Genomic DNA, 11,373 nt, shown 5'->3' with positions numbered 1-11,373 from the left:
CCCCTCAGTCGTCGATCGCCGCCGGCCAACCGATCGAACAGGTCGGTCGGGGCGCTTCCGGCCAACCGTTCGCCGTCAGCATCTACGGCCTGCGGGAATCCGCCAGGCCGGGTACGTCGGTGGCTGTGACCCCGGTATTCGACGGTTTTCGACAACTACGGCGACCTGACCATGCAGGTGTCCATCGAGGCGTGTCCCACCCAGCAGCGATGGTGCGCTTGAAACTACCTGGGGGTCAACCCTTTTCAGTCTTATACGCCGCAGCGTGCATATGGCCAGCCGGCAGGGGGTACCCCAGTGCCGACAACCAGTGACAGATCAAGACACGAACCGGGAGGAATGAGAACTGATGACCGACCCCGCCGCGGAACGCACCACATCGAGCACCGGACAGCGGCTGGTCGCATCGTTTGACACCTACGACGCGGCGCAGGAACTGGTGGATCGCATGTCCGACGGGGGATTTCCCGTCGAGCACGTTCGCATCGTCGGCGACGGGCTGCGCACGGTCGAACAGGTCACAGGACGGATGACCAAGGGCAAAGCAGCCCTCGCGGGTGCGGCCAGCGGCGCCTGGATCGGTGCGCTGATTGGTCTACTGTTCCTGCTCTTTGCCGTCAGTCCGCTATGGCTATGGGTGTGGGTGCTGCTGCTACCGATTGCTTTCGGCGCGCTGTGGGGAGCCGTCTTCGGCTTCGCGGCGCATGCGTCGACGGGCGGAAAGCGAGACTTCACCAGCGAGCAGACCCTGCTGGCGCGCCGGTACCACGTCTCTGTCACCGCCGAGTATGCCGACCACGCCGCCCACTTCCTGCCGGCGGCGCACGGCGCCGCTCGTTGAGAGTTGGCAGAGCCGAGCCGGCGCGGTGTACTACGTGTATGACGGCCGGCAGATTATCGACGGGCGCGATCATCCCCGCGCGGGAGTTGCAAACCGTCACCGGCCGGTCCGTGTCGGTGCCCGCACCGCAGGGCCGAACGCATCTGCAGTTCCGCCGGTTTGCCGGATGCCCGATCTGCAGTCTGCATTTGCACAGCTTTGCCGAGCGCCACGCGGAGCTCACCGATGCCGGTATCACCGAAGTGGTGTTCTTCCACTCGCCGCCGGACGCGCTGCACGGATACCAGACCGTGCTGCCATTCGCCGTGGTCGCCGACCCGGATAAGGTGCACTACCGCCGGTTCGGGGTGGAGAGGGGCTGGCGCGCCCTGGCCAGTCCACGAGCCTGGACGGCGGCTGTCCGCGGCTACCGCGCCGCGCTGCGGCACCGCCGGGACCCGGCTTACGCCGGCGTCGGGTCTACCGACGGCACAACACATTTGGGGTTGCCCGCGGATTTTCTCATCAATCCGGACGGCAGGCTCGTCGCGGTGCATTACGGGCGTCACGCTGACGATCAATGGTCGGTCGACCAGCTGCTGAGTATCGATCGGTCACCGGGGTAACGCGATGGTGGCCAGCGAAGTGGTGGTCTATTGGCGGCCCGGCTGCCCCTACTGTTGGCGCCTGCGCAGGGCGCTCCGGCAGCGCCGGCTGCCCACCCGGGAGGTCAACATCTGGACCGACCCGGACGCGGCCGCGGTGGTCCGCTCGATCGCCGATGGCAACGAGACCGTGCCCACCGTGGTCGTCGGCGACGTCGCGATGGTCAACCCGACGCCCGCCCAGGTCATCGGCGCGGTTCGCCAGCAGGCTCCGCAGCTTCTGGCCCAGGTCGCGTCCACTCGATGGCCGTGGACATTTCGAGGGCCAAAGCTCAGGCGCCGTTAGCCCGGCTCGCCTTCGACGCTCACACCCCGCCAGAACGCCACGTGGTTCTTGATCTCACTGGCCCGCGGGGTGGGGTTCGGGTAATACCACGCAGCATCGGGGTTGGACTGGCCGTCCACCACGACGGTGTAGTAGTTGGCCACCCCCTTCCACGGGCATACCGACGTGGTCGGGCTGTCGATCAAATACTCCCGGTGTACCGATTCCGGCGGGAAGTAGTGATTGCCCTCCACTTTGACGGTCTGCGGCACTTCTGCGAGCACGGTCCCGTTCCATACGGCGCGAATCATCGGCCCACCTCCCTGTCGGTTTCGATAGTGCACGTTTTCGACGACCGGCGCGGCCGATTGCCGGCCTTGAGATGTGCCGCCGGAAGCGAGTTGGATAGTGGTATGCAATTTCCGCAACGGCTCGCCCGGTTCAACCGACATGTCACCAATCCCATTCAGCGGATGTGGGCCGGCTGGCTGCCCCCGTTCGCGATCATCGAGCACGTCGGACGACGCTCCGGCAAGCCGTACCGCACGCCGGTCAACGCCTTCGACGCCGCCGTCGACGGCAAGCCCGGCGTGGCAATCGTGCTCACCTACGGCCCGGAACGGGATTGGCTGAAAAACCTCACGGCGGCGGGCGGCGGGCGAATGCGCCGGCGCGCAAAGACTTTCGGCATCACCGATCCGCGTGTGGTGAGCATGACCGAGGCAGCCTCGCACGTGACCCGCGGCTGGCGGCCAGTTTTCGCGCGGCTGCCGTTCGACGACGCCGTGCTGTTTATCCGGACCTCCTGACTCCGGGCGATGCGACTCACCGCGATCCGGGAACACCCGGTCGCACTGCACGGCGGCCCCGCCAACGCCGTCGTCAACTTCGCCCACCACAGGTGTCGCTGGTCGCAGTGGTCGCCGACGTGGTCCGGCACGGAAAGCCGGTCACGGGGTGGCATTCACCTCGATCGGACGATTCGCCCAGAGCGGGATCCTGCATGACCGGATGATCCCCCGGGTGCTGGCCGCACCCTGGACGCCCTGCTGGATCAATGCGGCCGGATCGGCCCGGCCGCCGTCTTGGCAACTGCGCTGACCGACGAGAAACCGGGGGGCACGACGAACGGGCGGCCGCGGCCGCCGCGATGGAACTGGTGTGCTGGGACCTTAACGCCCAAGCTCGGCAGTAAGGTGCCAGAACCCGCCTACGTGAGCATCGCGCGTCACTTCGGGTGACCCCCGCGCCCGCGGTCGCGGTGGATGCCGCCGGCGGCTACTACTACCCCGGACACGGCCCGGCCGAGCTGCGCGACGCGATATGACGACGTCATCAACGGCGCGGTCCCACGGCACGGCGCGCGGGTCGGCGCGGCCGCCGATGAATGCGACCTTGACCGCGGTGGTCAAGTCGCTGGAAAGGCATTGGGGCGGTGGCTGATCGCCCGCTTTTACGCGCAGGGGAACAGCGCGACCGCCTCGGCGGCGCGCGCCCACTGCTCGGCGAACAGCCGGCTGACCGCGTCCAGTGCCGGGGTTAGCGGTTCGATGGTTCGCGACACCAGAGCGCGTTCATCGATAGCCGCCACCGGGTGCCAGTACACGCCGTCTGCGGTGACGGTCACCTCCGGAACCAGCGATTCGCGGCGCAGCGCCAGCCCTTCGGACGCAACACCTTCCAAGGCGATCGGCCGCACCAGCTGGTCGTCGCGGACAATGCCGACGTCGTCGAGGAAGGCATGAAACGCCGCCAGCTCACCGGGCCCGGGATCGGCGACCGTCGCGGCCACGCGTACCCGGAAGCCAAGAGATAGCGCCAAAAGTATTCCCGCTACGGCCTTTTCCCACGTTCCGGAACCGCGGTGCGAGTTATGCAGTTCCGGTGTAGCCGAGTCCAAGCTGATTTGCAGGGCAAGCCCTTCCCTGGGCAGGGATTCCAGCGCGCGGCGCGCCCGGCCTGTGAACACCATGCCGTTGGTGAGGACCGTGGTGGGCAGTGTCTCGGCACAGGCCGAGATGATCGCGCCGATGTCGGGCAGCAGGAACGGCTCACCGCCGGTGAGGAACAATTCCCGCACCCCCCAGCGCGCCGCTTCACCGACAATGCGGCCTATTCGCTGCGCCCCCAATTCGCGGCGGGCAGCCTGCGGCGACGAGGAGACGCAGCAGTAGTCGCAGGACAAGTTGCAGTGAAAGTTGGTATAGAGCCACAGCCGGACGCCGGGTAGCCGGTCAGCGCCCAGAATTTCGGTGGGATCTGGCAGATGACCGCGCCGCACCACTAGGGCGCCGGCTCCCGCCTCATCGACATCCGCGCGTACCAAGGTGTTTCCGGTTCGAGCGCACCACTTTTCGGCGAGTTCACGGTCGTGGTGAGTGGTGACGGCGACCTCGGCGGTGGCGCCTTGAGCGAGGCCACCGACCTGGCGCATCAAGTCCAGGATCACCATCGTGGGTCGATGCCCTGCTCCTCGACAGCTTCGAACAACGGCTGATATCCGTCCAGATGCGGAGCCACCCAACGTCGTAAACCCTCGAGCTCCAAGATCTTTCGATGTTCGGGGTTATCCCAGCTCATTGCCAGCAATCGGTCCAGCCACGACTGGTACCGCTCGGCGGGCAGGGTGTCCAGCGCGGTGAACATGCAATGGCAGTAGCCCTCGGTGCGCCACACCTCGGCCAGCGATTCCCCCATCAGCTCCGCGGCGCCCATCGCCGCCCACGTCGAGCTGCCGATGGCCGCCACATCGGCCTCACCGGCCAGCACGGCCTGCACCGCGTCGAGTTCGCTGCGGCCGGTATCGCCGTGCTTGCCGATGTCGGTGTTGAACCGGACGACCTGCACGTCCGATTCGGCTATCCCCGCTCGCTTCAGATAGTAGAGCGGCAGGATCGCCGCGTGCGCGGAGTCGGCCGACCCGAGCGCCAGGCGTTTTCCGGCAAGATCCCCCAGCCCCTGCAGCGCGCTGCCGGCGCGCCCGACGAACACGGTGGTGTAGTCCACGTCGGTGTCGCGCTGGGCCAGCGCCGTGCAGCGCCCGCCCGTCTGCAGCACCGTCCGCACATAGGCCAGGTTGGTGTTCCAGGCGATGTCGATATGCCCAGCGATCAGCGAGTCGACCAGCCGCCCGTAGTTGGAGTAGAGGACGAAATCCATTGCCGCATCCGTGTTTTCGGAATCCTGGAAGTAACTGCGGATTCCTTCCCAGATCGGCACCACATTGGGCGTGTAGGCCACTGCCCCGACAACAAGCGGTTCGCCCGGCATATCCCCTCCTAAAACAGCGGCAACCCGGTAACGGCGCGGCCGTAGAAGTCGTACAGTACGTCGGCGGTCGGCGCCATCACCGCCCCTGCCCGAGCGTCGCGGAACGCACGCTCGATCGGCAGGTGCTTGGAGAATGCCGCGCCGCCACACACCCGCATCGCCGACTCGGTGATGGCCAGCGCGGCGTCGTTGACCGACGCCTTGACCGCCAGCACGTGCGTCAGCATGCTGTCGTCAGGGGCGCTCAACCGCTCGGCGACCTGCGTCAGATACGCCTCCTGCGCCGCCAGCCCGGTGCCCATCCGGGCGATCTGGGCGCGGATCGTCGGCAACTCGGCCAGGCTACCGCCCAGATGCTCCAGCCGGGCGCTGGTGACATGCTTTACCGCGGCGCTGGTGGCCGCCGTCGCCAAACCCAGTGACACAGCGGCGTTTCCGATATTGAACCAGGGCAGCACCGTCTGCATTATCATGCCGAACCCACCGCCCGCCGCACCGACGCGATGGGAGGCGGGGATGCGAATGTCGACCGACATCGGTGCCGAGGCATTGCCGCGCAGGCCCATCCCGGTGAAGGTGCCGGTCACTACCAAGCCCGGCGTGTCCGCCGGAACGGCGTAGAGGTCGACGTCTCCGGCGACACCGGTCGCCGAACCGGTAGAGACGACGTAGACGTCGGCGAACCCCGCCGACGTCACCCAGCTTTTGTCGGCCCGCACGACAACGCCATCACCGTCGGCCGTCGATGTGGATACCGGCGCCCAGAAGTGCGACCGGGAGCCCTTCTCGCTGAATGCCAACGTGCCGAGTTTCTTCCCGGAGGCCATGTCAGCCAACAGATCCGGCAGGCCCGGCGGGGGTGCTGCGGCGACCGTGACCGCGGCGGCCACGTGCATCAGGTAAATCATGGCGGTGGATCCGCAGGCGGCCGAAAGTTGCGCCACCACTTGGGTGAATTCTTTTGGGCTTGCGGCCATTCCGCCCACCTCGACCGGCAGCACCAGACCAAGGAGCCCGCTGGCACGCAGGGCATCCACCGACTCGGCCGGAAAGGTACAGTCGGTGTCCACCCGCTCGGCGTGCTCGGCGGCGACGGCAACGACTTGCGGCACAACGTCCGGTGCGGTCATCACACCCCTTCCCCCCGTCCGATCTTGGACCCTGCTGCCACACTCACCACTACTGCGCAGACGAAAATCGCTGCGGTGGTGTTGGTTCCGCCGAGCCACACTGCGGTCCCGCCTACTTGGACGTAAATGGAAGCCGCGGCTAGCGCTGCTACCGCGGCGGCCGCGATCGCGATCATGCGCTGGCCGGCCGTGGCTGCTGCCAGCATCGCCACCGCGACCGCGACCAGCACCACGGCGCCGCGCAGGTTGTATTGGCCGAGTGAGAATTCCAGCGGTCGTATGCCGACGTAGGCGGGCCAACGCCCGGCAAGACCGCGCCACAGCGCGATCAGCCCGATCAGCAACAGCACGATTGCCCAACCAGCCAGCAGCCGTTGCGCTCTCGACCGGACTGCCGTGGGCGAGGTGGCCGCGCGCACGGCGTCGACGGCGGCATACTGGGTCGACGCCGCAAACAGCAGAACGACATGAATCCCCAGCAGCATGGCGTATGCCCACGGCCATTCCCCTGGCGACTCGGCAACCGAGAGGCCTATCGCAAGCGACTGTCCGATGCCGATTAGGGCAGCCAGCCGCACCGCCGTCCCGGTGAGCAGGAGCACCGCGAGCGCGGACTCGGCGACCAACACGGCCCACCCGAATGCGGTGAAGTACGGCAGCACAAGATGCTCGACGGCCCAGCTGAACGGCGTGAACACCGGATGTTCGAGCGCCAGATGGGTGAAGTGGTACAGCCCGCTGTTGCTGCGCTGCCCGAAGTCCGGCGGCACCTTCCACACGACGTTGTAGAGCCAGATCAGCCCGGCCAGCAGGCGCAGACCGGCCAGAGCTATCAGGCCGCCGGTCGCCGGCGGCGCGGCGGGAGAAAACAACAGATCTGCTCCACGACGAACACCGGCCGTCTTCATGCGATGCAGTATCACACGCGGCGCAAGGGGTGGTGCTCAGTTGCGGGCCGGACGTGGCCGCGTGGCAACCTTGGTCACGAAGTACACCGCGACGACTACCGCCCAGGAAAGCAGGCTGAGCCACAGCTGGGTTCGCGCGGTGTGGTCGAAGGCCATTTGCACCAGCACGGCGAAGATTCCAGCCACCGTCAGGATGGACAGCACCGGAAAGAACCACATCTTGACCTGCAGCCTCGCCGCGGGGGTGCGGCGGCGCAGCACCAACTGCGACAGGGCGATCAGCAAGTAGACAAACAAGATCACCGCACCCGACGAGTTCAACAGAAACAGGAACACCGTGGCGGGAGCGAGCCAGGCCATGACGACGCAACCAAAGCCCACCGCTGACGAGCACATGATGGCGATGTGGGGCACCCCTCGCCGGCTGACTCTGACCAGCCTGGCCGGGGCTTCGCGCCGGTCGGCAAGCACGAACAGCATGCGCGAGGCGGTATACAGGCCGGAGTTGAGGCAGGAGAGCACTGCGGTGAGCACCACCGCATTCATGATCTGGTCCGCGCCGGCAAGACCCATGTGTTTGAACGCCGCGACGTACGGTGAATCACCGAGTTCCACCGCGTCCCAAGGCAAAATCACGACCAACAGAAAAACCGAACCGACGAAGAAGATCGCGATGCGCGCCACCACCGAGTTGGTCGCCCGCTGTATCGCGCGCAGGGGGTCCCGACTTTCGGCCGCGGCAATCGTGACCACCTCGGCGCCGACCATGGAAAAGATCACCACCACGATGGCGGCGAAGACCGCCCCGACACCCTTCGGGAAAAGTCCGCCGTGCGCGCTGAGGTTGGCGAAATTGAGGTCGTGCCCCGGCAAGAAGCCAAGCACGAAAGCCGTACCGACGCCGAGAAAGATCATGATGGTGGCGACTTTGATTCCGGCGAACCAGAATTCGAACTCACCAAACGACGTCACCGAGGACAGGTTGGTGGCCGTCATCAGCACCATCAGGAATAGCGACAACAGCCACAGCGGCGCATGAAACCAGTAGGCGAGCACCTTGCCGCCGGCCACTGCCTCGAAACCGACCACGATCACCCAGAAGTACCAATACAGCCAGCCGACCGAGAATCCCGCCCAGCCGCCCAATGCCTTGGCCGCATAATCGGCAAACGAACCGGTGGACGGGTTCGCGGTGGCCATCTCCCCGAGCATTCGCATCACCAGAATGACCAGCACACCGCAGACCGCGTAAGTGAGGAAAGCCGCGGGCCCGGTCGCCTGGATCACCACTCCGGATCCGACGAATAAGCCGGCGCCGATCACCCCGCCGAGGGCAATCATGTTGAGCTGTCGCTGCGACAGTCCTTGGCGCAGTTGGGAAGCCGTAGTCGAAGCCGGGCGGTCCGGCCCGCCCGCGGTATTCGTGAGAGCCACGCGCTGCGCTCGGTGCTGCGTCCGCCGCATCACCGGACGCTAGCAGTAGTTGTGGGGACCACCGCCAGATGGCCCGTAGACAACCACGCGCCACCGGCGAAACCAGCGCATCGGTCGCGGCGCCTCGCGAGCGGTCGTCGTCTCATGAGCGGTGCGCGCAGCGGCCGCTTCGCAGCAGCTTGTCGACGGCCACGACAAGGCTGACAGCCGTGGCGACGGCGAAGATCCGCGTCAAGGCGGGCGCCCCGATCGGTGCCGTACCGAACACGGTGTTCATCGCGGGTAGGTAGGTGATGGCAAGTTGAGCGACAGCTTGCACCATCACGCCCACGACGATCCAGCGGTTGGAGAAGATGCCGATCCGGAAGGCGGAGTGAGTCAGCGACCGGCAGCTGAACAGATAAAAAGCCTCAACCACGACAAAGAGATTCAGCGCCGCGGTCCGGGCTGCTTCGACGCTGGCGCCCTTGCCGATTTCCCATTCGAACAGCCACCAGGCAGTGGCGACCAGCATGGTGGCGACCAGCAGAATCCGTGCCACCAGCCCGCGGGTCAACAGCGGTTGGTCCGGGTCGCGCGGCGGACGAGTCATGATCCCAGCTTCCTTGGGCTCGAAGGCGAGCATGAGGCCGAGCGCGATCGCGGTGGTCATGTTGATCCACAGAATCTGGGTCGGCAGTATCGGCAGGGTGGCGCCGGCTGCGATCGCAACCAGGATCACCAGTCCCTCACCGATGTTGGTGGGCAGCGTCCAGGTGATGAACTTCGTCAGATTGTCGAAGACCCCGCGGCCCTCTTCGACCGCGGCCTCGATGGTGGCGAAGTCGTCGTCGGTCAACACCATGTCGGCGGCGTCCTTGGCGACCTCGGTGCCGCCGAGGCCCATCGCGACGCCGATGTTGGCCTGGCGCAAGGCCGGTGCGTCGTTGACGCCGTCGCCGGTCATGGCGACCACGTGCCCCCTGGCCTGCAACGCCTGTACTAGCCGCAGCTTCTGCTCCGGCGAGACCCTGGCGAACAGCGCGGCCCGGTCCACGGCGTCGGGATAGTCGTCGCCGCTCAGGGCAGCCAACTCGGCACCGGTAAGCACCGCGCCTGCGGCCGGTTCCGCGTCGTCGAGCAGCCCGACCTTGGCCCCGATTGCTGCGGCGGTACCGGCGTGGTCACCGGTGATCATCTTGACCGCGATACCGGCGGTGTGACAGGCCGCCACGGCAGACGACGCGGCGCCTCGAGGAGGATCAAGCATTGCCTGCAGCCCGGTGAACGCCAGCGTGCCTGCCAGCGCATCGTCGTCGAACTCGGCGGGGTCGCTTCCGGCACGGACGGCGGTGGCCAGTACCCGCAGACCCCGGGCGCTGAGAAGGTCGGCGGCCCGCAACACCGTCGCGCGGTCCAGCGGACACAGCACGCCGTCGGCATCCAGCTGGGTGCTGCTCAACTCGAGCATCCGCTCCACCGCGCCCTTGGCCAGCACCACCTGGTCAGCGCCGTCACGATGCAAGGTGGCCATGTACTGGCGCTCGGAGCTGAACGGGATGACCGCCACCCGCGGCATGCCCGCGGCGAGGCGCTCCGCGTCGAGCCCGGCCTTGGCCGCGACAACCAGCATGGCGCCCTCGGTCGGGTCGCCGACAACACTCCAGTGTCCATCATCGTGGCTCAGTGCCGCGTCGTTGCAGCACGCACCGGCGATCAGTGACCAGCGCAGTGCCGCATGGGCATTCACCGGGGCGGGGCCGCCGTCGCGATCCTGCAGAACACCGTCGGGCGCATAGCCCGTTCCGGTCACCTCGACCATGCCGTCGGGGGTCCAGATCATCTGGACGGTCATCTGGTTCTCGGTCAGCGTTCCGGTCTTGTCGCTGCAGATGACCGTGGTGCTGCCCAGTGTCTCCACCGCCGGCAGTCGCCGAATCACCGCGCGGCGCTTGGCCATTCGGGCCACACCGATAGCCAGCGTGATGGTGACGGCGGCCGGCAGGCCCTCGGGGATGGCCCCGACCGCGAGGGCGATCGCGGCGGTGAAAGTTTCGACGGCATCCTGGCGGCGCAGCAATCCCGCGGCGAAGGTGGCGGCCGCCAGACCGAGGATGGCGATGGTCAGGACCTTGCTGAACCAGGCGAGCTTCGCGGTCAGCGGCGTCATCAGGGTTTCCGCGGCGCCGACCAGCCGATGAATTTCACCCAGTTCCGTCTCGGCGCCGGTAGCGACGGCGATACCGGCCCCGTGGCCCGCGGTCACCAGGGTGCCGGAATAGACCATGTTGCGGCGATCCGCGACCGGAGTGGCTTCCGGTAGCACGACCGCGTCCTTATGGACCGGCACCGACTCTCCGGTGAGCGCTGATTCGTTGACGCGCAGCTCGGTTACCCGCACCAGCCGCAGGTCGGCCGGCGCCTTGTCGCCGCTCTCCAGCAGCACCAGGTCCCCGGGAACCAGGTCCTCCGACGGCACGGTGTGCTCGTGGCCGCCACGAATCACCTTGGCCTGGGTGCGCACCATGGACCGCAACCCCTCCAGCGCGGTCTCGGCCTTGGATTCTTGGATGAAACCCACGACGGCGTTCACGACCACCACGCCGAAGATCACCGCGGAATCGACGTATTCCTGTAGTCCCGCGGTGACCAGCCCAGCTGCGAGCAGGACGTAGATCAGCGGATGGTGAAACTGTCGCAGAACGCGCAGCAGCAAACCGCCCCCCGCAGCCACCGGCAAGGTGTTGGGCCCGAAACGCTGCAATCGTTCCGCCGCCTCACCGCCGGACAGCCCGCGGTGTGGATCGGTCTCCAAGAGCAGCACCACTTCATGGGCTGCCAGACCGTGGTGAGTCGCAGATTCCGACAACCACTTCACTCCTGACGACCCCTCACGGCCCTT

At 66.8% G+C, this 11,373-nt stretch carries 11 protein-coding genes and 1 pseudogene; 5 read left to right on the top strand and 7 right to left on the bottom strand.

Annotated features, from left to right (window positions below; genetic code table 11):
* Positions 1-349: 349 nt before the first annotated feature.
* Genes EET13_RS03960 through EET13_RS03950 form a run of 3 tightly spaced genes read left to right on the top strand, consistent with a single transcriptional unit; the run spans position 350 to position 1,771 of the window.
* Positions 350-841, top strand: coding sequence for a YflT domain-containing protein (locus EET13_RS03960; RefSeq protein WP_122441069.1), 492 nt, complete (start codon positions 350-352; stop codon positions 839-841).
* A gap of 38 nt (positions 842-879) precedes the next feature.
* Positions 880-1,446: a peroxiredoxin-like family protein gene (locus EET13_RS03955; protein ID WP_122441068.1), complete on the top strand. Its 567-nt coding sequence runs from the start codon at positions 880-882 to the stop codon at positions 1,444-1,446.
* Between the two features lie 4 nt (positions 1,447-1,450).
* The gene (locus EET13_RS03950; RefSeq protein WP_122441067.1) at positions 1,451-1,771 is read left to right on the top strand and encodes a glutaredoxin family protein; all 321 of its coding nucleotides are present in this window, start codon (positions 1,451-1,453) and stop codon (positions 1,769-1,771) included.
* Here the strand turns inward: EET13_RS03950 and EET13_RS03945 are convergent.
* On the bottom strand, positions 1,768-2,061 hold the full coding sequence (locus tag EET13_RS03945) for a DUF427 domain-containing protein (protein WP_122441066.1): 294 nt from the start codon (positions 2,059-2,061) through the stop codon (positions 1,768-1,770). The two genes, EET13_RS03950 and EET13_RS03945, sit on opposite strands and share 4 nt — an antisense overlap.
* 102 nt (positions 2,062-2,163) lie before the next feature.
* Here EET13_RS03945 and EET13_RS03940 point away from each other — a divergent pair, with 102 nt between their 5' ends.
* Together EET13_RS03940 and EET13_RS03935 are read left to right on the top strand one after the other, a co-directional pair.
* A complete protein-coding gene (locus EET13_RS03940) occupies positions 2,164-2,559 on the top strand; it encodes a nitroreductase family deazaflavin-dependent oxidoreductase (protein WP_122441106.1) in 396 nt (131 codons plus the stop codon).
* 9 nt (positions 2,560-2,568) lie between these two features.
* Positions 2,569-3,065, top strand: a pseudogene (locus EET13_RS03935) (enolase-like domain-containing protein); the annotation flags it as partial.
* A gap of 138 nt (positions 3,066-3,203) precedes the next feature.
* Here EET13_RS03935 and EET13_RS03930 read toward each other — a convergent pair.
* The 6 genes from EET13_RS03930 to EET13_RS03905 form a co-directional block, all read right to left on the bottom strand.
* On the bottom strand, positions 3,204-4,199 hold the full coding sequence (locus tag EET13_RS03930; RefSeq protein ID WP_122441105.1) for an Rv1681 family radical SAM protein: 996 nt from the start codon (positions 4,197-4,199) through the stop codon (positions 3,204-3,206).
* Entirely contained in the window at positions 4,196-5,020 is an 825-nt protein-coding gene (locus EET13_RS03925; RefSeq protein ID WP_122441065.1) for an Rv1680 family SBP-like protein, read from the bottom strand. Before EET13_RS03925 ends, EET13_RS03930 begins: the two co-directional genes overlap by 4 nt.
* An 8-nt stretch (positions 5,021-5,028) precedes the next feature.
* Positions 5,029-6,150, bottom strand: coding sequence for an Rv1679 family acyl-CoA dehydrogenase (gene fadE16, locus EET13_RS03920; protein ID WP_122441064.1), 1,122 nt, complete (start codon positions 6,148-6,150; stop codon positions 5,029-5,031).
* A complete protein-coding gene (locus EET13_RS03915; protein ID WP_122441104.1) occupies positions 6,150-7,058 on the bottom strand; it encodes an Rv1678 family membrane protein in 909 nt (302 codons plus the stop codon). Before EET13_RS03915 ends, fadE16 begins: the two co-directional genes overlap by 1 nt.
* A 36-nt stretch (positions 7,059-7,094) precedes the next feature.
* Positions 7,095-8,522, bottom strand: coding sequence for an amino acid permease (locus EET13_RS03910; protein WP_122441063.1), 1,428 nt, complete (start codon positions 8,520-8,522; stop codon positions 7,095-7,097).
* 112 nt (positions 8,523-8,634) lie between these two features.
* Positions 8,635-11,349 (bottom strand): cation-transporting P-type ATPase, encoded by a 2,715-nt coding sequence (locus EET13_RS03905; RefSeq protein ID WP_425294222.1) that lies wholly within the window; start codon positions 11,347-11,349, stop codon positions 8,635-8,637.
* Positions 11,350-11,373 lie beyond the last annotated feature (24 nt).

It is taken from the genome of Mycobacterium attenuatum, assembly GCF_900566085.1.
GTDB lineage: Bacteria > Actinomycetota > Actinomycetes > Mycobacteriales > Mycobacteriaceae > Mycobacterium > Mycobacterium attenuatum.
This window is presented reverse-complemented; position numbering and strand designations above follow the sequence as displayed.

Coding starts and splice junctions, on each gene's coding strand:
- EET13_RS03915 (WP_122441104.1), bottom strand. CDS start 7,058: ATGAAGACGGCCGGTGTTCGTCGTGGAGCAGATCTGTTGTTTTCTCCC.
- EET13_RS03945 (WP_122441066.1), bottom strand. CDS start 2,061: ATGATTCGCGCCGTATGGAACGGGACCGTGCTCGCAGAAGTGCCGCAG.
- EET13_RS03910 (WP_122441063.1), bottom strand. CDS start 8,522: ATGCGGCGGACGCAGCACCGAGCGCAGCGCGTGGCTCTCACGAATACC.
- EET13_RS03950 (WP_122441067.1), top strand. CDS start 1,451: ATGGTGGCCAGCGAAGTGGTGGTCTATTGGCGGCCCGGCTGCCCCTAC.
- EET13_RS03955 (WP_122441068.1), top strand. CDS start 880: ATGACGGCCGGCAGATTATCGACGGGCGCGATCATCCCCGCGCGGGAG.
- fadE16 (WP_122441064.1), bottom strand. CDS start 6,150: ATGACCGCACCGGACGTTGTGCCGCAAGTCGTTGCCGTCGCCGCCGAG.
- EET13_RS03925 (WP_122441065.1), bottom strand. CDS start 5,020: ATGCCGGGCGAACCGCTTGTTGTCGGGGCAGTGGCCTACACGCCCAAT.
- EET13_RS03960 (WP_122441069.1), top strand. CDS start 350: ATGACCGACCCCGCCGCGGAACGCACCACATCGAGCACCGGACAGCGG.
- EET13_RS03940 (WP_122441106.1), top strand. CDS start 2,164: ATGCAATTTCCGCAACGGCTCGCCCGGTTCAACCGACATGTCACCAAT.